Genomic DNA, 23,759 nt, shown 5'->3' with positions numbered 1-23,759 from the left:
GATCGTTCAACCAGTTGCGGCCGATGGCCGATTACACGGAAAAAGGCGGTAATCCGGGATTTTAGCGGGTTGCGGGGACGGGATCGGCCCGCCATGGTCGCCGGGCAGGATCGGGTCGTCCGGGCCGCAAAAGGGGAAGCTGGTTGCCGGGTCGCACGTTCAGCGCAGTCGTTCGGTTGTGGATCGGTGTCGGCGTCGTCGCCATCGCCGCGCCCGTCGTGTCGCGTCCGCCGGCGCCGATGCCGGTATCGCCCCCACCGGCAGGAACGGCGCCCGATGCGGCGCTGGACGACAGCCAGTTCAATGCCGCATTGCCGCCGATCGACAGCGTGACGGTGCCCGGCGCGGAAACGCCCGCTCCCGCGCTTGCGCCGCCGGCGGATCCGGTCGCCACCATCCCCGATACCGAACTGGCCGCGCCCCTGCCGCCGCTGTCGCAGGCGGCGACGGTGCCGCCGCCCGCCGCGCCGGGGGTGGCGGATGATGCGGAGCTGCCGCCCATCCGCTATGCCGTGACCGTGACCGGACTGGAAACGGGCGGTCTGTACGACCGGTTCAAGCCGCTGTCGGCGCTGCTGAGTGACGGAAAGAAAGCGGCCAATGCCGCGCAGATCACCGCGCGCGCGAATGAGGACGTCGCCCTCATCGAGCGGCTGCTGAAATCCGAAGGCTATTATGACGGTGTCGCGACCGCGGTAGTCGATCCGGCGCCGGCTGCGCGGGGGCAGGCGAAGGTGACGATCACTGCAACGCCGGGTGCGCGGTATAGCCTGGGGCAGATCGCGGTCACCGGCGCGGCCCCATCGCCGACGGTGCTGGCGCGGTCCGCGCTGGGCTTGCGGACCGGGCAGCCGATCGTCGCAACCGATATCCTGACCGGCGAGGCGAACGTCGCGCTGCGGTTGCCGGAGCAAGGCTATCCCTTCGTGACGGTCGGTGCACGCGACATCGTACTGGATGACCGGCAGCCGGTCGGCGATTACGCGCTGCCGATCGTTTCCGGTCCGCGATCCAGCTATGGCGGGTTCCAGGTAGCGGGCGATCCGGTGTTCGGAGTGGATCATGTCGCGGTGCTGGCGCGGTTCGACCGCGGGCAGGTCTATGACAGCCGCAAGGTGGACGATCTGCGCCAGGCGCTGGTCGCGACCAGCCTGTTTTCGACCGTGGCGGTGGAGCCGGTGCGGACCGGCGTGATCGCGCCCGACGGAACCGAGATCGTCGACCTGCGCGTCAACCAGACCGCAGGGCCGATGCGGTCGCTGTCCGGCAGCGGCGGCTATGGCACGGGTGAGGGCATCAAGGTGACGGGCGGCTGGACCCATCGCAATCTGTTCCCCGACGAAGGCGCGCTGATCCTGGATGCCGTCGCGGGCACGCAGCAGCAGGGTGCGAGCGCGACGTTCCGCCGGTCAAATGCCGGTCTGCGCGATCGTACGTTCCAGGCGTCGGTCGGTGCGGCGCGGCAGGATTTCGACGCCTACAGCGCACGTACCGTGAACGTGTCGGCCAGCCTGTCACGGCAATCGACGCCGCTGTGGCAGAAGCGCTGGACCTATTCGGCGGGCGCGGAAATCATCGGCACCAACGAAAGCCGGTTCGATCCGGGCGACGCCGAGCGGACGCGGGCGACCTATCTGATCGGGGCGATCCCGTTGCAGCTGACCTATGATCGATCGGACAGTCTGCTCGATCCCACACGCGGGTTTCGATTGACGGCGCGCGTCAGCCCCGAGGCATCGTTGCAAGGCGCGATCGATACGTACGGCCGGTTCCTGGCGGAAGGCAGCAGCTATTTGCCGCTGGGGCCGAGCATCGTGCTGGCGGGTCGTGCGCGGGTAGGATCGATCGTGGGCGTGAAGCGCGACGACATCGCGCCGTCCCGGCGGCTATATGCCGGCGGCGGTGGATCGGTACGCGGTTTCGGCTACCAGCAACTGGGGCCGAAGGATCCGAACAATGATCCGGTCGGCGGCCGGTCGCTGACCGAATTCGCGATCGAGGCGCGCTATCGGTTCGGCAATTACGGGATCGTTCCGTTCGTGGATGCGGGGCGGGTAGGCGAGGCATCGACCCCGTCGCTGTCGGGCCTGCGCTACGGCGCCGGGATCGGCGGACGCTACTATACCAATTTCGGGCCGTTGCGCGTCGACGTGGCGACACCGATCGGCCGCAAGAAAGGTGAGAGCAAGATCGCGCTCTATATCTCGATCGGACAGGCATTCTGATGGCGCTGCGGATCGCGAAATGGGTCGGGATCGCCGTGGCGGCGCTGGTTGCGCTGCTGCTGCTGGTGGTGCTGGGACTGAACACCGCGCCCGGGCGCAATTTTGTGCGCGGGCAACTGGACGGGTATGAGACGGCGTCGGGCCTGCGCATCGGCGTCGGGCGCCTCGAAGGGTCGCTGTACGGCGCGCTGACGATCCGCGACCTGACGCTGAGCGATCCGAAAGGGGTCTTTGCGCGGGCGCCCGCAGTCGCGCTCGATTGGCGGCCGTTCGCCTATGCCCACAGCAAGATCGACGTGCGGAGCCTGGCTGCGCCGCTGGTGACCTTGTCGCGCCTGCCCGCGTTGAAGGAGGTGCCGAGCGATCCCAATGCGCCGATCCTGCCCGACATCGACCTGACGATCGGGCGGCTGACCGTCGATCGCCTGGTGCTGGAGAAGCCGGTGACCGGCAAGCGCAGCATCGTTCGGCTGGCGGGCGGGGCCGACATCGCGGATGGGCGTGCGCGTTTGAACCTGGACGCGGCGGCGCTGCGCGCGGTGAATGCGGTCGGTGGCGACCGGCTGCTGTTCCGGCTGGATGCGGTGCCCGCCGCGAACCGGCTGTTGATCGATGCGCGGATGCAGGCGCCGGCCGGCGGGCTGGTCGACAGCTATGCCGGGCTCGGCAAGCCCATCGATCTCCGGGTCGGCGGACGCGGGGACTGGGCGAACTGGCGCGGCCAGGCGCGCGCGCTGTTGGGCGGACAGGCGATCGCGGACATCGCGATCCTGGGTCGCGACGGCACGTTCCGGGCCAAGGGTGCGACGCGGCCGGGCCTGATATTGACGGGTCCGGCGGCGCGGCTGGTGGAGCCGGCGCTGGATGTCGACATGGTGGCGACGTTCGACAAGCGGATCGTCGACACGCGGTTCGCGGTCAGATCGGCTGCGCTGGCGGTGGACGGACAGGGGCGCGTCGACCTGGGGCAGAGCCGGATCGGCAATTTCCGGATCGACGGCCAGTTGCTGCGCCCGGGAGCGATCGCACCGAATGTGCGCGGGCGCGACGTGCGGGTAGCGGCGGCGATCGACGGGCCGTTCGCGACACCGACGGTGGCCTATCGGCTGACCGCCGCAGCGTTGGGCTTTGACGCGACCGGGATCGAAGGGTTGCAGGTACAGGGCAAGGCAGTGATCGACACCGATCGCATCCTGATCCCGGTCCACGCGACCGCACGCCGGGTCACCGGATTGAACGCCGCCGCCGGCGGGCTGCTTACCAATTTGCGGGTCGATGGCGATCTGGCCTACGCCAATGCCAAGCTGCTGTCGGACAATCTCCGGCTCCGCTCCGATCGAATCGATGCCACGGCCATCCTGCTCGCCGATATCGGGACCGGCCGCTACACCGGCGCGCTGAAGGGGCGGGTGAACGATTATCAGGTCGACGGGCTGGGCCGGATCAACCTGGTCACCGATGCCGATCTGGTCGCGGGTGCAAACGGCACCTACGGGATCAAGGGCCGGGTGCGCGTCACCACGCGCCGGATCGACAATGCGTCGGTCCGCGACGCGCTGGGCGGACCGGCGACGATCACCGCCGATGTCGGCTATAGCGAAACCGGTGCGGCCACCGTCCGCAACCTGCGGATGACCGCGCCCAAATTCCGGATCAGCAGCGGCGAGGGTTCCTATCGCAGCGACGGTACGCTGGCATTCCGTGCGGCGGGCGTGTCAGCCGATTACGGGCCTGTCGCGGTCGTGGTGGGCGGTACGGTCGCAGCGCCGCGGATCAACATCCGCGCCAGCCGGCCGAATGTGGGCATCCCGTTGACCGACGTGACCGTCGACATCGTCGGCACCGGTGCGGGATATCAGGTCAATGCCAGGGGCGGGTCCAACTATGGCCCGTTCGCGGCCGACCTGCTGATCCGTCAGGGTGCCCGCGGCACCGCTTTCGATATCCGCAGTGCGCGCTTCGCGGGTATCGACCTGCGCGGATCGGTCAGCCCGACGCCGGCCGGTCCGTACACCGGATCGCTGGCGCTGAACGGATCCGGGCTGAACGGCACGATCCGGCTGGCGGCGGCGGGGCAGTATCAGCGGGCGGACGTCGACGTCGCCGCACGCGGCGCGCGGATTCCAGGCACGACGCCCATCACCATCGCCGCGGGGACGATCCGCGGATCGGTCATCGTCTATCCGGATGCGCCGGCGGTGAACGGACGGTTCGTGCTGACCGGCGTCCGGCAAGGCGCGATGGCGATCGACCGGGCGCAGGGCCGGGTGAATTATCGCGGCGGCCGGGGCACGGTGGCGCTGATCGCGAGAGGCACGAGCGGCGTGCCGTTCGACATCGCGACGCAGGCGGCGCTCAGCCCAGACATGATCCGCGCGAACATCCGCGGCACCGCCAATGCGATCCCCTTCCGGCTGGCGGCGCCGGCGATCGTGCGCAAGACGTCGGCAGGTTGGACTTTGGCGCCGGCGACCCTGGTCCTGCCGCAGGGGCAGATGGTGATCGAGGGCAGCTATGGCGACCTGATCCGCGGGCGGGCGCGGTTGTCGAACCTGGATCTGTCGATCGTGCAGGCGTTCGCGCCCGGCCTTGGCCTGGGTGGCAAGGCGTCGGGCACGGTGGATTATATCGGCGACGCCGGCGTCCCTACGCTGAACGCCCGCCTGGACATCGCCAGGTTCACGCGCACCGGCGCCCTGACGATCAGCGACCCGGTCGATATCGCGACGCTGATACGACTGTCCGATGCGGGCGGATCGGCCAGCGCGATCGTGCGACGCGGCGGTGCCGCGGTCGGGCGCTTGCAGGCGCGGCTGGGGCCGCTGGGTGGTGGCAACGGTGCCTGGACCGAGCGGTTGCTGGCGGCACCGCTGTCGGGTGGCGTCCGCTATGCCGGGCCGGCGGAGGTGTTGTGGACACTGACCGGCATTGCGGGGCAGACCCTGTCCGGTCCGGTGGCGGTGGCGGCGGATTTCGGCGGGCGGGTCAACCAGCCGACGCTGACCGGTGTCGTGCGTGCCAATGCACTACGCTATGAGAATGAGACCTACGGTACCGTCCTGTCCAACATCGCCGTCAACGGGCGGTTCACGCAATCGCGTTTCGAACTGACCAGCCTGACCGCAAAGGCGGGATCGGGCAGCGTGTCGGCCAGCGGATCGGTCGGCCTGGATGCGGCCGGCGGGTTCCCGATCGACCTGCGTGCCACCTTGGCGCGCGCGCAACTGGCGCGCAGCGACGCGCTGGGCGCGACCGTGTCGGGCACGCTGCGGGTCCGCAACGGCCGCGATACCGGTCCGTTGATCGAAGGCGACCTGACGCTGCCCGAAATCCGCTATCAGATCGTGATGCAGGGCGCGTCGGAAGTCGCGGTTCTGGACGGAGTGCGCCGCCGCAATGCCCCGCCGATGCCGACGGCGGCATCGACCTTGCCGTCCAACTGGAAACTCAACATCCGGGTGCGGGCGGACAACCGCATCTTCGTATCCGGCATGGGGCTGGAGGCCGAGTGGAAGACCGACCTGCGCGTGACCGGCACCGCCACCACGCCGCGGATCGTCGGCAATCTAGAAGTGCTGCGCGGAACAGATTCCTTCTCCGGCCGGCGGTTCGAGATTTCGCGCGGCAAGGTGACGTTCAATGGCGGCCCCGCGACCAATCCCGAACTGGACATCAGCGCGACGACCACGGTGGAAGGCGTGACCGCGATCATCAACATCGGCGGCAGTGCGCTCAATCCGCAGGTGACGTTCACGTCCACCCCGGCGCTGGCGCAGGACGAGGTGCTGTCGCGGCTGCTGTTCGGCAGTTCGGTGACGTCGCTGTCGCCGACGCAGGCGATCCAGCTGGCGGCGGCGCTCAATTCGCTGCGCGGGTCGGGCGGGGGCGGGCTCAACCCGCTCGGCAAGCTGCGCTCCGCCACGGGGATCGACCGGTTGCGCATCCTGGGGGCGGACAAGACCGCCGGCCGCGGAACGGCGCTCGCGGCGGGGCAATATATCTCCAACGACATCTATGTGGAGGTGATCACCGATGCCCGTGGCTTCACCGCTACCCAGTTGCAGATCGCGCTGTCCAAATCGCTCAGCATCCTGAGTTCGACCGGCTCGTTCGGCGGATCCAACGTCAGCCTGCGCTATTCCAAAAATTATTAGTATCGTCGCGTCCGGTCGGCGGATAAGATTTCAGCCCTGACATACAGGGTCATGAACCCGGCGTAGAAAGGGGCGCATGACCGGCCGCATCGCATTATCGTTCGTTCTGGTGATGGCCGGTCTCGGTGGATGTGCCGTCGGGCCGAATTACCGTACCGCGTCACCGGCTGCCCTGGGCGTTCCGGACCGCTTCAAATCGGAGGCAAAGGCCACCCCGACGGCGCCGGTCGATCTGGCGCGGTGGTGGACCGGGTTCAATGATCCGGTCCTGACGGGGCTGGTCGAACGATCGCTGGCGCAAAATCTGGATATCGACGCCGCAGGCGCGCGATTGCGGCAGGCGCGGGCGTCGATCGCGTCGGCGCGCAGCGCACAATTGCCGACACTGAACGGATCGGGATCGATCGGGCGCAGCATCGGCAACAGCGGGCGATCGATCTTCGACCCGACGACCGGCACCACGATTTCGACCGGCGGCGATACCACCGTGTATCGCGCCGGCTTTGATGCGGCCTATGAAGTCGATGTGTTCGGCGGCATCCGCCGATCGGTGGAAGCCGCGCGGGCGGATACCGGCGCCGCGCTGGCCAACCTGCAGTCCGCGCAGCAGACGGTCGTCTCGGAAGTGGGTCTCAACTATGTGTCCGCGCGGCTGGCGCAGAACCGGTTGCGGATCGCGCGCGACAATCTCAGGACGCAGGACGAGACGGTGGAGATCGTCGGCTGGCGCGTGCAGGCCGGGCTGGTGAGTTCGCTCGACCTGGAACAGGCGCGGCAGCTGCGCGCGCAGACCGCGGCGACGATCCCGACGCTGGAAAACAACTATGCCACCGCAGCCAACCGGATCGCGGTGCTGCTGGGCGAAGCCCCAGGCGCGGTCGATGCGCTGCTGACGCCCGAGCGGATCATCCCGTTGGCGCCGCCCGCGACCGATATTCCCGCTGCGGTGATCCAGCGCCGGCCCGATGTCGCGTCGGCCGAGCGATCGCTGGCGGCGGAAACCGCGCGGATCGGAGTCCAGGAAGCGGAACTCTATCCCGCGCTGCGCCTGACCGGCAGCTTTGCGGGGTCGGACACCAATCTGAGCGATGTGGTGAGCGGCGCGCTCGGCAATCTGCTTGCGTCGGTCAGCGCGCCGATCTTTCAGGGCGGGCGGCTGCGCGCCGCGGTGGAAGGGCAGCGCGCATCCACGGACGCGGCACTCGCCAACTATCGCCAGACGGTGCTGACCGCGCTGGAGGATGTCGAGAATGCGTTGACCGCGCTCGACACCAGTGAACGCCGAGAGCGCGAGATCGTGATCGCGGAAACCGCCGCCCGCAATGCGGCGATCTATGCGCGCAGCCAGTACCGGGCGGGGCTGATCGATTTCCAGACCGTGCTGGACAGCGAGCGGACCTTGCTGTCCAGTCAGGACAGCCGCGCCACCGCGCGCGCCGATCGGGCGACCGCGACGGTGCAGCTTTACAAGGCGCTTGGCGGCGGGTGGCAATCCGCACCCCTGCCGGCCAGCGCAACCCGCAGCGGCACGATCGCCGTGCTGCCCGATTCCGGAACGAGGCCCTGATGGACCAGACCAGCAACCCCGGCGACCTGGACGCGTTCCTGGGCGTCACCCCGCCGTCGCGCCGGTCGCGGGCGATCAAGTGGATCGCGATCATCGCGGGTCTGGTGCTGCTGGTCGTGCTGGCGATGCGGCTGTTCGGGGGCGGCGACGAGCAGGTCCGCTATGCGACCGAGCGACTGGATCGTGGCAGCCTGACGGTGACGGTGTCGGCGACCGGCAATCTGCAACCCACCAATCAGGTCGAGGTCGGATCGCAGATCTCCGGGCTGGTGACGCAGGTGAACGTCGATAACAATGATCGGGTCCGGACCGGGCAGGTGCTGGCGACGATCGACACCGCGACCCTGCAGGATACGATCAACCGCAGCGCGGCGGCGCTGGCAGCGGCCGAAGCCAATGTCGGCACGGCGGAGGCAACCGCGCGGCAGGCCGATGCCAATCTGCGCCGCCTGCAGGATGTCTATCGCCTGTCCGGCGGCAAGGTGCCGTCGGCGACGGAGCTGGATACCGGCCGGGGCGAGGCGGCACGGGGACGCGCCGGCGTACTGTCGGCCAGGGCGGCGGTGGCGCAGGCGCAGGCGCAATTGTCGTCCGACCGGACACAGTTCAACCGCGCGTTCATCAAATCGCCGGTGAACGGCGTGGTGCTGTCGCGGCAGATCGAACCTGGGCAGACGGTGGCGGCGTCGCTGAACGCACCCGTGCTGTTCGTGATCGCCGAGGACCTGTCGCAGATGCGGCTGGAGGTGAAGGTGGACGAGGCCGATGTCGGGCAGGTGAAGGCGGGGCAGCGCGCGACGTTCAGCGTCGATGCGTTCCCGGGCCGCACCTTTCCCGCGCAGATCGAGCGCGTCGACGTCGGCGCCAATTCCGGCACCAGCAGCACGAGCGGCAGCACCAGCACGACGGCGGCGTCCACCACCGGCACGGTCGTCGCCTATACCGCGCGGCTGACCGTCAACAACCCCGACCTGACCTTGCGCCCCGGCATGACCGCAACCGCCGATATCGTGACGATGGAGCGGCAGGGCGTGCTGCTGGTGCCGAATGCCGCGCTGCGGTTCACGCCGGCCACCGGCCCCGCAAAGAAGGGCGGCGGCGTGACCGACGTGCTGGTGCCACGGCGGCGCGGTGGCGGCGGCGGCGCGACCCGGACGGCGACGATCGGGCGCGGCAGCGTGCAGGCCATCTATGTGCTGGGTGCCGACAATCAGCCGCAGCGCATTGCCGTGACGGTCGGCGACAGCAACGGAACCATGACGGAGGTTTCCGGCACTGGTCTGACCCCCGGGATGCAGGTGATCACCGGGACGCTGGCCGATGGTGATGGTGCGGCCCCCTCGGGTGGTGGCGCGCGAAGCGGTGGCAGCGGAGGACGCCATGCCGGAAGCCAGTGATGCCATCCTGATCCGGCTGCGCGGCGTCACCAAGACGTTCGGGCAGGGCGAGACAGCGTTCCAGGCGCTGAAGGGCGTCGACATGGACGTGACCGCTGGGGATTTCGTCGCGGTCATGGGCGCGTCGGGATCGGGCAAGTCGACCACGATGAACATCTTGGGCTGCCTGGACGTGCCGACCGGCGGCCAGTTCCTGTTTCGCGGGCACCCGGTCGAACGGCTCGACCGGGATCAGCGGGCGTTGCTGCGGCGGCGCTATCTCGGCTTCGTTTTTCAGGGGTTCAACCTGCTCGCGCGGACGACGGCGTTGGAGAATGTCGAACTGCCGCTGCTCTACCGCGGCGAGGATCGCGCGACCCGGCGGCGGCTGGGGATGGCGGCGCTCGACAAGGTCGGGCTGGCGAACTGGTGGGACCACACCCCCGCCGAACTGTCGGGCGGGCAGCAACAGCGCGTCGCGATCGCCCGCGCGATCGTGACGCAGCCGGACGTGCTGCTGGCCGACGAGCCGACCGGCAATCTGGATTCCGAACGGTCGGTCGAGATCATGGAACTGCTGACCGACCTGAACCAGCAGAGCGGGATCACCGTGCTGATGGTGACGCACGAACCCGACATGGCGGCCTATGCGCATACGGTGGTGCATTTCCGCGATGGCCTGGTCGAGCGGGTCGAGCCCAATCACCGGCCGGGCGTGGTGCCGGCGCCATGAGGGGGCGCTGACATGTTCCTGACCACGCTGGTCCTGGCGCTGCGCGAAATCCGTCGGCACATCCTGCGATCGTTCCTGACGATCCTGGGCATCGTCATCGGCGTGTCTGCCGTCGTCACGATGGTGACGCTGGGCAATGGCGCGACGGCCGCGGTGAAGGAGCAGATCTCCAGCCTTGGCACCAACATCCTGCAGATCCGGCCCGGTCAGGGCTTCGGCCGCGGGGGTGGTGGGCCGGCGCCGCCCAATTTCGACCTGGACGATGTGGCGGCGATCCGTGGGCAGGTCGCGGGCGTCACCGCCGTCGCGGCCCAGGCGCAATCGTCGGGCACCGCGATCCGCAACGCCGCCAACTGGTCCACCACGATCAACGGCACCACCACCGACTATTTCGATGTCCAGCCCTGGCCGCTGGCATCGGGACGTGTGTTTACGCGGGCGGAGGAGCAGGCGGGCAAGGCGGTGTGCATCATCGGGTCGACCGTGCGCGATAACCTGTTTCGCGGCGAGGATCCGGTCGGCGAGCGCTTCCGGATCCGCGATCTGAGCTGCCAGGTGATCGGGCTGCTCACCACGCGCGGGCAATCGGGGTTCGGCGGCGATCAGGACGACGTGGTCATCATGCCGCTGAAAACCGTGCAACGCCGTTTCACCGGCAATCGCGAGATCCGGTTGATGCTGGTCGGGACCAACCCGGCCTATGACACGCAAGCGATTCAGGCGTCGCTGCAATCCCTGCTGCGCGAGCGGCGGCGGATCAGCGGCGGGAAAGAGGATGATTTCAACATCTTCGATACGAAGCAGATTTCCGATACGCTGACCGGGACCACTACGATCCTGACGCGGATCGTGTCGGCCGTCGCGGCGATCAGCCTGTTGGTCGGCGGGATCGGGATCATGAACATCATGCTGGTGTCGGTGACCGAGCGTACGCGCGAGATCGGCATCCGGCTGGCGATCGGTGCGGTCGCGCGCGAGGTGTTGCTGCAGTTCCTGGTCGAGGCGGTGGCGCTGGCCTGCCTGGGCGGGGTCATCGGGTTGATCCTGGGGTTCGTCGCGTCGGTGTCGATCGCGCCGCTGATGAATGCGCCCTTCATCTTCGACCTGCGGATCAACCTGCTCGCCTTCTTCTTTTCCGCGCTGATCGGCGTCGTGTTCGGCTATTTCCCCGCCCGACGGGCTGCATCGCTGAACCCGATCGACGCGCTGCGGCATGAGTGATCCGGTGATGGCAGACGGCATGACGGCGGAACGGCAACCGCAGATCTTGGTGGTGGATGACGATGCCGAGCTGCGCGAACTGGTCGCGGACTTTCTGGGCGCGAACGGGATGGCGGTCGCCACCGCCGCGGACGGGGCGGAGATGGACCGGCGGCTGGCGGTGCACCCGGCCGATCTGGTGGTGCTGGACCTGATGATGCCGGGCGAGGACGGACTGTCGATCCTGCGCCGCTTGCGCCGGCCGGGCGGACCGGGGGTCATCATGCTGTCGGCGATGGGCGACGATACCGATCGTATCATCGGGCTGGAGGTCGGCGCGGACGATTATCTGGCGAAGCCGTGCAATCCGCGCGAATTGCTGGCGCGGATCCGTGCCTTTCTGCGTCGGCGGCAGGATGGCGGCACCCGCGGCGGGCCCGAACGGCGATTTGGCGAATGGACGCTGGACATGGTCCGGCGCACGCTCGGCCGGCCTGGCACGCCCCCCGTCGCGCTGACCGATGCCGAGTTCCGGACACTGGGCGTGTTCCTGGATCGACCGCAACGCGTGCTGACCCGCGACCAGTTGATCGAGCGCGGGCGCGGCGTCGACAGCGAAGTGTATGACCGCGCGATCGACGTGACGATCAGCCGGCTGCGCAAGAAGATGGCGCCGGACGATCCGATCCGAACGGTGCGCAACGAAGGCTATATGTTCGTGCTGGCCGTTTCGCCATGACGCGGCCGGGGGGTCGCGGACTGCCGATCTTCTGGCAGACGCTGCTGCTGGTGCTTGCCTGCCTGGTGATGGCGCAGATGGTGTCGATCGGGCTGTTCCTGTCGCTGCGCCCGCCGCGGCCGGATTTCAACCGCCTGTCCGATGTCGCGGACGCGCTGGCAGGGATCCGGACCGGTACCGAAGACCGCGACCGCGCGCTGGCGGTGCGGAGGACGACGGCGCCGCCGCCGCGCGGCGTGGGAATGCTGGAAGATGCCGGCTTTACCGCCAGTCTTGCCGCACAGCTGAAGGTGCCGCGCAACCGGGTCCGACTGTATTTCGAGCCGGACCAGCGCAGTTCGCCGCAGCGTGTCCGGATCCGACGCGGCGAGCCGATCTTCTTCAGCGGGGTGGTGGCGGCGGTCGCGACACCGCACGGCTGGCGGGTGGCGGAAACACCGCCGCGGCCGATGATCGTGGCATGGCAGTGGCGCAGCATCCTGTGGTTCTGCCTGACCGCGGTGCTGTTGCTGCCGTTCGTGTGGTTCTTCGCACGCCGGCTGACGCGGCCGATCCGGCGGTTCGCCGATGCCGCCGATCGGATGGGCGCCGATCCGCTCGCGCCCAACATCGCGGTGGATGGGCCATCCGAACTGCGCGTCATGGCGCAGGCGATCAACCGGATGCAGGAACGGCTCGGCCGGCATTTGGCCGAACGGACGGCGATGATCGGTGCGATCGCGCACGACCTGCGCACGCCGCTGGCGCGGGTGGCGTTCCGGATCGAGGGCGCGCCGGACCCGATTCGCGACAAGGTGCAGGCGGACATCGATCAGATGCGGGCGATGATCACCGCGACGATCGGCTTCGTACGCGACGGCAGCGGACCGGATGCGCGCGTGCCGGTGGCATTGGCGCCCATGCTGACCGCGCTGGTGGCGCGGGAGCGGGAAACGGGGCGCACCGTTACGCTGACCATCGATGCCGCGGCGACCGTGCTGGCGAACGCGATTTCGATCGAACGGCTGATCCAGAACCTGATCGACAACGGGTTGCGCCATGCTGGTGCGGTCGAGATCCGGCTGGGACGGGCGGGAGCGCTTGCCGCGGTCACGGTCGCCGATCGCGGGCCCGGATTGGCGCCGGAACAGCTGGAACGGATGTTCGAGCCGTTCGTGCGCGGCGATCCGTCGCGCAACCCGCAGACCGGCGGAACCGGATTGGGCCTGACGATCGCGCGGTCGATCGCGGAGCGCCACGGCGGTCGGCTGGTGCTGGCCAACCGCCATGGCGGCGGATTGGAGGCACGGTTCACCATGCCGGCCGAAGAATCGCTCGCCATCGCGCCTGAAATAAAATAACAAGATCGCATAACATGCTGAGGTGCCGATCGGGACCATCGGCAGCACCGGCACCAACCGGAAGGATGAGGATGACGGAAGAGACCGGCCGGCGTGGCAATCTCGCGCCGCTATCATTGCATGTACCGGAACCGAAGTTCCGACCCGGCGATCCGGTGGACTATGCCGATTTCGATCGGGGTGCGGCCGGGCTTGTACCGCGGCCCGCGATCGATGCGGCGCCTGCGACCATGCGTGATCTCAGCTACGGGCTGGTCCGTGTGCTGGACGATGACGGTCAGGCGGTAGGCCCCTGGGATCCGCGATTGAGCCCGGACAAGCTGATCCGTATCCTGCGGCACATGGCCCTGACCCGCGCCTATGACGAGCGGATGTACCGCGCGCAGCGGCAGGGAAAGACCAGCTTCTACATGAAGTGCACGGGGGAGGAAGCGACCTGCATCGCGGCGGCGCATGCGATGGACCGCGAGGACATGGTATTCCCGTCCTACCGTCAACAGGGCGTGCTGATCGCGCGCGACTGGCCGTTGGTCGACATGATGTGCCAGGTCTATTCCAACGCGGGCGATCGGCTGAAGGGTCGGCAGATGCCGATCATGTATTCGTCGCGCGCGGCGGCGTTCTTCTCGATCTCCGGAAATCTGGCGACGCAATATCCGCAGGCGGTCGGCTATGCGATGGCGTCCGCCGCGAAGGGCGACAGCAAGATCGCGTCCGCATGGTGCGGCGAAGGATCGACGGCGGAGGGAGATTTCCATTCCGCGCTGACCTTCGCTTCGGTCTACCGCGCGCCGGTGATCCTGAACGTCGTCAACAATCAGTGGGCGATCTCCTCCTTTTCCGGCTTTGCGGGGGCGGAGGCGACGACGTTCGCGGCGCGGGCGGTGGGCTATGGCATTGCCGGGCTGCGCGTCGACGGCAATGATGCGCTGGCGGTCTATGCCGCGACCGAATGGGCGGCGGACCGCGCGCGCGGCAACCACGGCCCCACCCTGATCGAACATTTCACCTACCGCGCCGAAGGCCATTCCACGTCCGACGACCCGACCAAATATCGGTCGGCAGAGGAACGCGGCGCATGGCCGCTGGGCGATCCGATCGTGCGACTGAAACAGCATCTCGTCGCGATCGGTGCCTGGGACGAGGAGCGCCATGCCGCGATGGACAGGGAACTGGCCGAGGAAGTCCGCGCCGCCGGCAAGGAGGCAGAAAAGCAGGGCATCTTGGGCGACGGCATGCATCAGCCCTTCTCGACCATGTTCGAGGACGTGTTCGAGGAGATGCCGTGGCACCTGAAGGAACAGTCGCAGCAGATGTACGAGGAACGCAAGGCGGCCGGGATATGAGCGATCAGGCACATGGCGCGCCGCGCCCGATGAACATGATCCAGGCGCTGAACGAAGCGATGGACATCTGCATGGCGCGCGATCCCGACATCGTCGTGATGGGCGAGGATGTCGGCTATTTCGGGGGTGTGTTCAAGGCGACCGAGGGGTTGCAGCGTAAATACGGCAAGACGCGCGTGTTCGATACGCCGATCACCGAATGCGGGATCATGGGCGTGGCGGTCGGCATGGCCGCCTATGGCCTGCGCCCCGTTCCGGAAATCCAGTTCGCGGATTACATCTATCCCGCGCTGGACCAGATCGTGTCGGAAGCCGCGCGGATCCGGTACCGGTCCGCCGGGGATTTCATCGCGCCGATCACGGTCCGGTCGCCGTTCGGCGGCGGCATTTTCGGGGGGCAGACGCACAGCCAGTCGCCCGAGGGCATTTTCACCCATGTCGCGGGGTTGAAGACGGTGGTGCCGTCGACGCCCTATGACGCCAAGGGCCTGTTGATCGCCGCGATCGAAGACAATGATCCGGTCATCTTCTTCGAGCCGAAGCGCATCTACAACGGGCCGTTCGACGGCCATTATGGCCGACCGGTCACGCCCTGGGCCAAGCATCCGGATGCGATGGTGCCGGAGGGCTATTACCGTGTGCCGCTGGGCAAGGCGCGGGTCGTGCGCGGTGGCGAGGATGTGACGATCCTGTGTTACGGCACGATGGTCCATGTCGTGTCCGCGGTGGTGGAAGATATGAAGATCGACGCCGAAGTCGTTGATCTGCGGACGCTGGTGCCGCTGGACATCGAAACCGTCACCGCATCCGTGCGCAAGACCGGGCGCTGCGTGGTGGTGCATGAGGCGACCAAGACCTCCGGTTTCGGCGCCGAGCTGTCCGCGCTGGTGCAGGAACGCTGTTTCCATGCGCTGGAGGCGCCCGTGGAGCGCGTCACCGGTTGGGACACGCCGTATCCGCATAGCCTGGAATGGGCGTATTTTCCGGGGCCGGTCCGCATCGGCGAGGCCCTCAAGCGTGTCATGAAGGACTGATCGATGGCCCGTCATACGTTCAAGCTGCCGGATATCGGCGAAGGTATCGCCGAGGCGGAAATCGTCGCCTGGCATGTCCAGGTCGGCGAGATGGTCGAGGAAGACGGCCCGCTGGCCGACATGATGACCGACAAGGCCACCGTCGAAATGTCCGCACCGGTCGCCGGTCGGGTGATCGAGATCGCGGGCGCGGTCGGCGATCAGATCGCGATCGGATCGGTGTTGGCCGTGTTCGAGACCGAGGACGAGGAGATGGAATCTCCGTCCCCGGCAGCTGGCGAAAGCCCAGGTCCGGGTCCTGGGGTCGAACAGGACCCCGGCCTCCGCCAGGAACCAGAGAAGGCGTCGGGAACGGAGACGTCGGATCCCAGCGTGCGCAAGGGGCCGGAAGCCGCGCACCGGGAAACGGGCGGCCCGCGCGTGCTGGCATCGCCGGCGGTGCGTGCGCGTGCCAAGGATCTTGGCATCGACCTGAAGGATGTGAAATCCGCGCAGGATGACCGGGTACGGCATGCCGATCTGGATGCGCATCTGCGCTATGCGACCAGCGGACCCGCGCCAGCAGCCAGCGCGGCGGCCGCGCCCGCAGCGGCAGAGCCCGGTACCGTGGAGGAAGTGCGCGTCATGGGCATGCGCCGCCGCATCGCCGAGAACATGGCGGAATCGAAGCGCAACATCCCGCATTTCGCCTATGTCGAGGAAATCGACGTGACCGAAATCGAGCGGTTGCGCGCCGCAATGAACGCGGATCGCGGGCAGCGTACCAAGCTGACCCTGCTGCCGTTCCTGATCCGCGCGATGACCAGGGCGTTGCCCGATTTCCCGATGATCAATGCGCGATATGACGATGCCGCCGGCGTCGTCGCGCGGCATGCGTCGGTGCATCTGGGTTTCGCGACGCAGACCGACAACGGCCTGACGGTACCGGTGATCCGCGATGCGCAGGCGCGCGACGTCTGGGGGCTGGCGACCGAGATCGTGCGACTGGCCGACGCCGCCCGGCGCGGAAAGGCGACCCGCGAGGAGCTGACCGGATCGACGATCACGCTGACGTCGCTGGGGCCGATTGGCGGCATCGTGTCGACCCCGGTCATCAACCGGCCCGAAGTCGCGATCGTAGGCGTCAACCGCATTGTCGAACGGCCGGCGGTGGTCGATGGCCAGATCGTCATCCGCAAGCTGATGAACCTGTCGTCCAGCTTCGATCATCGCGTGGTCGACGGCTGGGATGCCGCGTCCTTCATCCAGGCGGTGCGACGCCTGATCGAGACGCCGGCGCTGCTGTTCGTCGACTGACCATGGTCATGAATCCGTCCGTCGCAGATGGCCGGGATCATGTCGCAAAGCCGGATCGGACGGGCGCGCCGCGGCTTCCGCTTCCGCCCCGGACCGCATAGCGAAGGCGATATCCACCTGGGGGACATCGCCATTTCCTGCTTCCGCCGTTCCGCCCTTCTCCTTGCGCTGACCGGCGGCCTGTCCGGCTGCGTCGCGCCCGGCACCCAGCGCGCGGTCGAGCCGCTGGGGCCGGTGCGCGCACCGGTGACGGTTGCGATCCCACCGGTGCCGTTGCCGGGCACGATCCCGCAGCCGCCCGCGACGCTGGCGGCGACGATCGAGCGGCTGGGTCGGGGGTTCGATGGAATCGTGGGCATCACGGTTCGCGATGTCCAGGCCGGCTGGTACATCTCGTTCAACGGGCTCGGTTATTTCCCGCAGCAGAGCGTGTCGAAACTGTGGGTCGCGATGACGGTGTTCGATGCGATCGATCATGGCCGTATCACGCTGGACCAGATGGTGCGGATCGAGCGCAAGGATCTGGTGGTGTTCCATCAACCGCTGCGCGCACGAGTGGGACCGGACGGGTTCAGCGCCAGCGTGTCCGAACTGTTGCTGGCGGCGATGACGACCAGCGACAATCTGGCGAACGACTCCCTGCTGCGTACCGTTGGCGGACCATCGGCGGTGCGGGCATTCCTCGCACGGTCGGATATTCGGGGTATCCGCTTCGGCCCGGGCGAGCGGCTGTTACAGGCGCAGACTGCCGGGCTCACGTGGCAACAATCCTATGCCGAGGGCAATGGGTTCCTGGAGGCGCGGGCCGCCTTGCCGATCACGGTGCGGCGTGCAGCGCTGGACCGCTATCTGGCCGATCCGGTCGACGGGGCGCAGCCGGAACAGGTGACGCTGGCGCTGGCGCGTCTACGGAAGGGCGATCTGCTGTCGCCGGCATCGACGCAGCGATTGTTGACGCTGATGGCGTCGAGCAGGACCGGGCCGCAGCGGATGCGCGCCGGATCGGGGCCGGGCTGGGCGTTTGCACACAAGACCGGCACGGGGCAGGAACTGGGTTCGCAGGCGACCGGCTACAATGATATCGGGCTGATGACCTCGCCCGATGGGCGGACCTATGCGCTGGCGGTCATGATCAAGACGACGCGGCAGCCGATCCCCGTGCGGCAGCGATTGATGGCGGACGTGGCGCGCGCGGTGGTGACGCAGGACCTGAACGGACCGCCGGCCACGCCGCGCGGCTACTGATGCCTCAGACCCGGTCGGCGTAGAGCAGGCGGCCGGGGCCGAGACGGGCCAGCACCTGATCCAAATCGGTGGGCGACACCGCGAAACAGCCCTGGCTGCGTCCGCACATGCCCTGTTTGGCGACGACATCGGGCGCGACATACCAGGCGGAGTGAATCACGATACCGCGTTCCAGCGCCGTGCGATTGTCGGGATCCAGCCCGATCAGCCGGCGCGACCGACCATGCTGCCCCACATACGGATCGCTGGTCAGATACGCCCCGCGCGACGTCGCTTCCGACCCGACCGCGCCGGAAAAGCGCTGCAGCATCCCGCTGTGCGCCGGGTCAGATCCCTTGCCGTGCGAAACGAGCAGGGTCGTGGTCTTGCCGTTCAGTACGTCCACCAGGTGGAAGCGCGGATGGGCCGATGGACGAGTGAAATCCGCGATCGCAATGACATCGCGCGACCAGATCGCGCGGTTGTGGGTCTGCACCGCCGCCAGCGCGCGCGCCATCAGGGCAGGGGGAACACCTTCGCCCACCGGAGCGATCACACTGCCACCCAACCGCGAGGGATCGATCGGATCCTCTTCGGGTAACGGGGCGGCGGCGGTTCCGATGCGGGGGGTCGCCGCCATGGCCGGAATGGCCGCGCCGAGACAGGCAAGGCCGGTGGTGAAGGCGCGTCGGCTAAGCCGTCCGCTGTCTTTTTCATCGATCACAGGGAAACATATACCAAAAATGTTCCCGCTTTTCCATCGGGTGCACCGACGCCCGTCTGGCGCGAAGTGCAGGCCACCGCTAGGGTCGCCCGCACCGGAGCGGAGGACAGGATGGTCAAGGCAGTTACGACTCGCATCGCGATCCTGCTAGCGGCCGTTCCGCTGGGCGGTTGCGTCAGCACCGCGGCCTCGATCGTCAAGGCACCGTTCCAGGTGGCGGGCCAGACGGCAGACTGGCTGACGACCAGCCAGGACGAGTCCGATCGCAATTACGGCCGCAAGATGCGGAAGAAGGAAGCGCGTGAAGGACGCGAGTTGCGCAAGCGTAACAAGGAACTGGAGCGGGAAGCCCGCCGTAGCCGCGACGATTAGCCAGTCCGCGGTCAGGCGCTGCGCAGGCGACCCGCGCGCAGGTTGAACAGATGCCCCGCCGCCACCAGCATGCCGCCGCCGACCGTCAATGCGACTTCGCCCAAGCTATGCGGGACGGCGAGCAACGCGCAGGCCATCACGATCAGACCGACGACACCGATCTTGGCAGGCAGCGGATCATGATGCACGCGCCAGCCGCGCAGCAATGCGAGCCCGCTGGCCGGGATCGCGATCAGCAACAGCGCGGCGTGCAGCCACGGCAGATCGGGTATGATGAGCGCGAAGGCCGGCAACAGCGCGATCGCCACCGGAATGGCGATGCAATGGATCAGGCACAGGCTGGACAACAAGGCCGCTACCATGTCCAGCGTCCCGCGCGTCGCGGTCAGCGGGACGGCATGATCGCCGTGACAATGGGTGCGACACGCATCGGACATGCTGTCCCTATAGCGATACGATATAGTATAACACAAGCGGTTTCGTCATGACGGGCTGTTACGATCGGCCGATCGGGGAATGCCGAACCGGATCAGGTGGTGTCCGAAGTCGATCGTGACCCGGTCGAACCCGCGCAGCACGTCCATGCCGATCAACATGGCGGGATCGTCGCGCAGACCGAACCGCGCAAAGCTGTGGATGTCGGCAAAGCCGATCGGCATGTTCTGGATCTGGAGACCCGCAATGGTGACGCGGGGCAACACCGCCATGTCTGCGGTGACGGTCTGCCCCGTCACGCTGACCAGCAGGCCCGGCTGGCCGAGCGCGCCCTGACGGCTGACCAGCCGGCGGAGCGCAAGGTTGCCGATCGAGTTTTCGGCGCCGGTGTCGATCACGGCGTAGATCTTGCGGCCGTTCAGCCTGGCGTCGGTCAGGATCAACTGCCCGAACCGGCGGCGGGCGGTGACCACGATGGTCCCCGGCAGATCGCGCGGCCGGCGGGACGTGCTGGGCGACACCGTCATCCGCTGGTTGATGAAGTCCAGCAGGATGCGCTGATCCGCAAGCGCATCGACCCCGAGCAGGCCGTCGGCGCCCAGCCCCAATCGTGACAGGACCGGCGCCACGATGCCTTCGCGGACGCCGGTGCCCACCTGTAACCGGGCGACCCGGACGGTCGGCACCTGTTCCGGACCGGCGATGCCGTGCAGGGTCACCGGGCGGGCGGGCGGCAGACGAAGTTGTGCTGCGACCGTGGTGGACAGCACGCTGCGGTCCGCGCCGGTATCGATCACGAACGGGAACGGACCCATGCCGTTCAGCCGCACGTCCACCGTCATGCGATCGGCGCGATCGAACCCGGTGGCGAGGATTTCGTCCGCCGTGGGGGCGGCGGGCGGGTCGATCGTGACCGGCTGGAACGGGAGCAGCGCGGCCAACAACCGGAGGGCGAGTAGGGACATGACGCGATCTTGCGCCCGCCACGTCGCGGGCGCAACGGCGCGGGATCAGGCGCCGCGGGGCGGCTGGTTCAGCTGATCGCGGCGATATTCCCCCTGACGTTCGAACATCCAGCCGGGATATTCGGGTGGCAGGGCGCTGACGCGGTCGAGCGTGGCCAGGTCTTCCGGCGCGAGCACGACTTGGGTGGCGGCGATGTTGTCGGTCAACTGGTCCGGGCGCTTCGCACCGACGATGACGCTGGTTACGACCGGTTGGTGCAGCAGCCATGCCAGCGCGATCTGCGCGACCGACACCGCCTTGTCGTCCGCGATGATCCGCATCGCGTCGATCACGTCATAGGTCCGGTCGCGCTGGACTGGGGGAAAGTCGAAACTGGCACGCCGGCCGTCGCCGGCGCTTTCGTTGGCGCGGTCATATTTGCCCGACAGCAATCCGCCCGCAAGCGGGCTCCAGACCATCAGCCCGACACCTTCCGACCGCATCATCGGAACCAGCTCCCGTTCCAGGTCACGACCGGCAATGGTGTAATAGGCCTGCAACGTGGCGATCCGCGCGATCCGGTCGCGTGCGGAAATGCCGAGCGCCTTCGCGATCTGCCACGCCGCCCAGTTCGACACACCGACATAACGGACATGACCATGCTGGACGAGGATATCGAGCGCGTGAAGCTGCTCCTCCATCGGGGTCGCTTCGTCGAAGCCGTGGATCTGGTACAGATCGATATGGTCGAGCTGGAGCCGTTTCAGGCTGGCCTTGCACGCATCGATCAGGTGAACGCGCGAGGCGCCGCGCTGGTTAGGGCCGTCGCCCATCGGCCCGAACGCCTTGGTCGCGACCACCACCTGGTCGCGCGCGATGCCGAGGTTGCGGAGCGCCTGGCCCGTAATCTGTTCGGACAGGCCGCCTGCATAGACGTCCGCCGTGTCGATGAAGTTGATGCCGGCGTCGATCGCGGTGCGGACCAGCCCGTCGGCGTCGGATTGCTGCAGCTGGCCGATCTTGGCCCACATGTCTTCGCCACTGCCGCCGAAGGTCATGGTGCCGAGGCAGAGTTCGGATACGAACAGGCCGGTGCGGCCAAGGGTGTTCATGCGCATGTCGGGGGCGTTCCTGAATGAAGTTCGGGGGCAGAACGCATCAACCGCGCGAAGGTGGCGTGGCGATTACTGGCCGAAATCCCCTTCGCCCGCGATCCGCAGGGCTTCGCGCGCAGCGGCGAACAGCGCGCCGGACTTCGCCTGGCATTCCCGCTGTTCGGCGGCGGGATCGCTGTCTGCCACGATGCCCGCGCCTGCCTGGACGTGCATCACCCCGTCCTTCAGCACCGCCGTACGCAGAACGATGCAGCTGTCCATTCCCCCATCGGGAGAGAAATAGCCGACGCCACCGGCATAGGGGCCCCGGGTTTCGGGTTCGAGTTCGGCGATGATCTGGCACGCGCGAACCTTGGGTGCGCCGGAAACCGTGCCGGCGGGGAAGCCGGCGAACAGTGCATCGAGCGAATCCGTGCCCGGCGCGATCCGCCCGACGACATTGGAGACGATGTGCATGACATGGCTGTAATATTCGACGCCGTAGCTGTCCGTGACCGTGACGGTGCCCGCCGCCGCGACGCGTCCGACATCATTGCGGCCGAGATCGAGCAGCATCAGATGTTCGGCGCGTTCCTTCGGATCGGCGAGCAGCTCGGCACGGTTGATCGCATCCTCCGCCGCTGTCCGGCCGCGCGGGCGGGTGCCGGCGATCGGGCGGATCGTCACTTCCCCGTCGCGCGCCCGCACCAGGATTTCGGGCGAGGACCCGATCAGGGCGAAGCCCGGCAGATCGAGATAATAGAGGAAGGGCGACGGGTTAATTCGGCGGAGCGCGCGGTACAGGTCGAGCGGCGGCAGCGGAAAATCCATGGTGAAACGCTGCGCCAGCACCACCTGAAAGATGTCGCCGGCCGCGATATAGCCCTGCGCCCTGGCCACCATGTCCGCATAGCGGCCGGGCGGCAGGATCGGCGTCGCGTTGCAATCCACCATGCCGGGATCGATGACGGCGCGGCGCGGCGGAGCTGCGGTGAGGCGCGCCAGCACGGTTTCGATCCGCGCATCCGCATCGGCGATCATCGCGGCCGGGTCCCGCGCGGGATCGGGCCAGAGTGGGGCGACGACATGCAGTTCGTCGGCCAGCCGATCGAACACCAGCACCAATGTCGGGCGGACGAACAGCATGTCGGGCACGTCGAGCGCGCTGTCGGCGGGGCGGGGTAACCGCTCGACCAGCCGGATCGTCTCATAGGCGAAATAGCCGACGAGGCAGGCGAGCGCCGGCGGCATGCCCGGGGGCACGTTCATCCGACATTCTGCCACCAGCGCGCGCATCGCCGCCAGCGGACCGGCGTCCAGGGGCAGGAATGCGTCACGGTCGACGGCCCAGGCGCGGTTGATCTCCGCCAGGTCGCCGCGGGCGCGGAACACCAGATCGGGGGCGAGCCCAAGCAGGCTGTACCGTCCGCGTTGCGCCCCGCCTTCGACCGATTCGAGCAGGAAATCGCCGCGGCCGGGCTCCATCAGCTTCAGCGCAGCGGCGACCGGAGTATCGAGATCGGCCACTCGCCGCCGGGACAGCAGCGCCGGTCGCCCCGCCGCCAATTCGGCATGGGCCTTGTCGTCGGGGCGCTCCTCCGCTGCGCCCGTCACTGGGCGGCGCTACCCTGCAACAGCGATCCCTTGAACCGGGCAATCGCGGCGGCATCCTGCTTCACATCGACATCCTTCATGATGCCGGCGATGAACGCGTCGGCATATTCGTTGCCCAGCGCACGACCGAATTCGTCGCGGGTAGCGGCGACGAGCTGCGGCTGCTGCGTGATGTCGCCCTTCTTCACGGTATCGAGCTGGACCACGAACCAGCCGCTGCCGTCGGGTGCGGCCAGCGTGCGGACCTTGCCGGGGGCCATGGTGAACAACAGCTGCAATGCCGGTGGAACCCGGCCCTGCGCCTGCGCCTGGGCAAGATCGATCTGGCGACCACCACCGGA

At 67.8% G+C, this 23,759-nt stretch carries 18 protein-coding genes and 1 pseudogene; 13 read left to right on the top strand and 6 right to left on the bottom strand.

The genetic code is table 11. From position 1 onward, the window contains the following. Positions 1-239 precede the first annotated feature (239 nt). The 12 genes from VF649_RS10755 (at position 240) to VF649_RS10700 (ending at position 18,255) form a co-directional block, all read left to right on the top strand. A complete protein-coding gene (locus tag VF649_RS10755; RefSeq protein ID WP_414713666.1) occupies positions 240-2,225 on the top strand; it encodes an autotransporter assembly complex protein TamA in 1,986 nt (661 codons plus the stop codon). Then, complete coding sequence (locus tag VF649_RS10750; protein ID WP_331011951.1) at positions 2,225-6,379, top strand: translocation/assembly module TamB domain-containing protein; 4,155 nt, start codon at positions 2,225-2,227, stop codon at positions 6,377-6,379. The genes VF649_RS10755 and VF649_RS10750 overlap by 1 nt, the downstream gene beginning before the upstream one ends. Before the next feature lie 76 nt (positions 6,380-6,455). Then, positions 6,456-7,946 (top strand): efflux transporter outer membrane subunit, encoded by a 1,491-nt coding sequence (locus tag VF649_RS10745; RefSeq protein WP_331011950.1) that lies wholly within the window; start codon positions 6,456-6,458, stop codon positions 7,944-7,946. Continuing rightward, positions 7,946-9,343 carry an efflux RND transporter periplasmic adaptor subunit gene (locus VF649_RS10740; RefSeq protein WP_331011949.1) on the top strand — a complete coding sequence of 466 codons (1,398 nt, stop codon included), beginning with the start codon at positions 7,946-7,948 and terminating at the stop codon, positions 9,341-9,343. Before VF649_RS10745 ends, VF649_RS10740 begins: the two co-directional genes overlap by 1 nt. After that, complete coding sequence (locus VF649_RS10735; protein WP_331011948.1) at positions 9,327-10,055, top strand: ABC transporter ATP-binding protein; 729 nt, start codon at positions 9,327-9,329, stop codon at positions 10,053-10,055. Before VF649_RS10740 ends, VF649_RS10735 begins: the two co-directional genes overlap by 17 nt. A 12-nt stretch (positions 10,056-10,067) precedes the next feature. Beyond that, positions 10,068-11,276 carry an ABC transporter permease gene (locus tag VF649_RS10730; RefSeq protein ID WP_331011947.1) on the top strand — a complete coding sequence of 403 codons (1,209 nt, stop codon included), beginning with the start codon at positions 10,068-10,070 and terminating at the stop codon, positions 11,274-11,276. Next, a complete protein-coding gene (locus VF649_RS10725; RefSeq protein ID WP_331011946.1) occupies positions 11,269-11,994 on the top strand; it encodes a response regulator in 726 nt (241 codons plus the stop codon). Before VF649_RS10730 ends, VF649_RS10725 begins: the two co-directional genes overlap by 8 nt. Then, the gene (locus VF649_RS10720; RefSeq protein WP_331011945.1) at positions 11,991-13,334 is read left to right on the top strand and encodes an ATP-binding protein; all 1,344 of its coding nucleotides are present in this window, start codon (positions 11,991-11,993) and stop codon (positions 13,332-13,334) included. Before VF649_RS10725 ends, VF649_RS10720 begins: the two co-directional genes overlap by 4 nt. A 71-nt stretch (positions 13,335-13,405) precedes the next feature. Next, on the top strand, positions 13,406-14,680 hold the full coding sequence (locus VF649_RS10715; protein ID WP_331011944.1) for a thiamine pyrophosphate-dependent enzyme: 1,275 nt from the start codon (positions 13,406-13,408) through the stop codon (positions 14,678-14,680). Positions 14,681-14,709: 29 nt separating this feature from the next. Beyond that, positions 14,710-15,714 carry an alpha-ketoacid dehydrogenase subunit beta gene (locus VF649_RS10710; RefSeq protein ID WP_331012005.1) on the top strand — a complete coding sequence of 335 codons (1,005 nt, stop codon included), beginning with the start codon at positions 14,710-14,712 and terminating at the stop codon, positions 15,712-15,714. Between the two features lie 3 nt (positions 15,715-15,717). Then, a complete protein-coding gene (locus tag VF649_RS10705; protein ID WP_331011943.1) occupies positions 15,718-17,010 on the top strand; it encodes a dihydrolipoamide acetyltransferase family protein in 1,293 nt (430 codons plus the stop codon). A 27-nt stretch (positions 17,011-17,037) separates the two neighbouring features. Then, positions 17,038-18,255: a serine hydrolase gene (locus VF649_RS10700; RefSeq protein ID WP_331011942.1), complete on the top strand. Its 1,218-nt coding sequence runs from the start codon at positions 17,038-17,040 to the stop codon at positions 18,253-18,255. A 4-nt stretch (positions 18,256-18,259) separates the two neighbouring features. On the opposite strand, the gene VF649_RS10695 is transcribed toward VF649_RS10700, so the two are convergent. Then, positions 18,260-18,958 carry a murein L,D-transpeptidase catalytic domain family protein gene (locus VF649_RS10695; protein WP_331011941.1) on the bottom strand — a complete coding sequence of 233 codons (699 nt, stop codon included), beginning with the start codon at positions 18,956-18,958 and terminating at the stop codon, positions 18,260-18,262. A gap of 111 nt (positions 18,959-19,069) precedes the next feature. Between VF649_RS10695 and VF649_RS10690 the strand changes: the two genes are divergently transcribed. Further along, positions 19,070-19,330, top strand: coding sequence for a hypothetical protein (locus tag VF649_RS10690; RefSeq protein ID WP_331011940.1), 261 nt, complete (start codon positions 19,070-19,072; stop codon positions 19,328-19,330). Positions 19,331-19,341: 11 nt separating this feature from the next. Here VF649_RS10690 and VF649_RS10685 read toward each other — a convergent pair whose 3' ends face one another. The 5 genes and pseudogenes from VF649_RS10685 to VF649_RS10665 all read right to left on the bottom strand — a co-directional run. Continuing rightward, positions 19,342-19,767 (bottom strand): MerC domain-containing protein, encoded by a 426-nt coding sequence (locus tag VF649_RS10685; protein ID WP_331011939.1) that lies wholly within the window; start codon positions 19,765-19,767, stop codon positions 19,342-19,344. Positions 19,768-19,812: 45 nt separating this feature from the next. Next, complete coding sequence (locus tag VF649_RS10680; RefSeq protein ID WP_331011938.1) at positions 19,813-20,730, bottom strand: aspartyl protease family protein; 918 nt, start codon at positions 20,728-20,730, stop codon at positions 19,813-19,815. A 45-nt stretch (positions 20,731-20,775) separates the two neighbouring features. Continuing rightward, positions 20,776-21,828 carry an aldo/keto reductase gene (locus tag VF649_RS10675; RefSeq protein WP_331011937.1) on the bottom strand — a complete coding sequence of 351 codons (1,053 nt, stop codon included), beginning with the start codon at positions 21,826-21,828 and terminating at the stop codon, positions 20,776-20,778. A 66-nt stretch (positions 21,829-21,894) separates the two neighbouring features. Further along, positions 21,895-23,418 carry an anthranilate synthase component I family protein gene (locus VF649_RS10670; RefSeq protein ID WP_331011936.1) on the bottom strand — a complete coding sequence of 508 codons (1,524 nt, stop codon included), beginning with the start codon at positions 23,416-23,418 and terminating at the stop codon, positions 21,895-21,897. Further along, positions 23,415-23,759: pseudogene (locus VF649_RS10665) on the bottom strand (hypothetical protein); the annotation flags it as partial. The pseudogene VF649_RS10665 and the gene VF649_RS10670, both read right to left, overlap by 4 nt.

The sequence above is a fragment of the Sphingomonas sp. genome, assembly GCF_036387535.1.
In the GTDB taxonomy this organism is placed as follows: Bacteria; Pseudomonadota; Alphaproteobacteria; order Sphingomonadales; family Sphingomonadaceae; genus Sphingomonas_R.
The sequence above is the reverse complement of the archived record's forward strand: the minus strand, read 5'-3'. Positions and strand labels throughout refer to the sequence as shown.

Coding starts and splice junctions, on each gene's coding strand:
- VF649_RS10745 (WP_331011950.1), top strand. CDS start 6,456: ATGACCGGCCGCATCGCATTATCGTTCGTTCTGGTGATGGCCGGTCTC.
- VF649_RS10750 (WP_331011951.1), top strand. CDS start 2,225: ATGGCGCTGCGGATCGCGAAATGGGTCGGGATCGCCGTGGCGGCGCTG.
- VF649_RS10680 (WP_331011938.1), bottom strand. CDS start 20,730: ATGTCCCTACTCGCCCTCCGGTTGTTGGCCGCGCTGCTCCCGTTCCAG.
- VF649_RS10720 (WP_331011945.1), top strand. CDS start 11,991: ATGACGCGGCCGGGGGGTCGCGGACTGCCGATCTTCTGGCAGACGCTG.
- VF649_RS10710 (WP_331012005.1), top strand. CDS start 14,710: ATGAACATGATCCAGGCGCTGAACGAAGCGATGGACATCTGCATGGCG.
- VF649_RS10730 (WP_331011947.1), top strand. CDS start 10,068: ATGTTCCTGACCACGCTGGTCCTGGCGCTGCGCGAAATCCGTCGGCAC.
- VF649_RS10725 (WP_331011946.1), top strand. CDS start 11,269: ATGAGTGATCCGGTGATGGCAGACGGCATGACGGCGGAACGGCAACCG.
- VF649_RS10705 (WP_331011943.1), top strand. CDS start 15,718: ATGGCCCGTCATACGTTCAAGCTGCCGGATATCGGCGAAGGTATCGCC.
- VF649_RS10715 (WP_331011944.1), top strand. CDS start 13,406: ATGACGGAAGAGACCGGCCGGCGTGGCAATCTCGCGCCGCTATCATTG.
- VF649_RS10675 (WP_331011937.1), bottom strand. CDS start 21,828: ATGCGCATGAACACCCTTGGCCGCACCGGCCTGTTCGTATCCGAACTC.
- VF649_RS10690 (WP_331011940.1), top strand. CDS start 19,070: ATGGTCAAGGCAGTTACGACTCGCATCGCGATCCTGCTAGCGGCCGTT.
- VF649_RS10685 (WP_331011939.1), bottom strand. CDS start 19,767: ATGTCCGATGCGTGTCGCACCCATTGTCACGGCGATCATGCCGTCCCG.
- VF649_RS10700 (WP_331011942.1), top strand. CDS start 17,038: ATGGCCGGGATCATGTCGCAAAGCCGGATCGGACGGGCGCGCCGCGGC.
- VF649_RS10755 (WP_414713666.1), top strand. CDS start 240: ATGCCGGTATCGCCCCCACCGGCAGGAACGGCGCCCGATGCGGCGCTG.
- VF649_RS10735 (WP_331011948.1), top strand. CDS start 9,327: ATGCCGGAAGCCAGTGATGCCATCCTGATCCGGCTGCGCGGCGTCACC.
- VF649_RS10740 (WP_331011949.1), top strand. CDS start 7,946: ATGGACCAGACCAGCAACCCCGGCGACCTGGACGCGTTCCTGGGCGTC.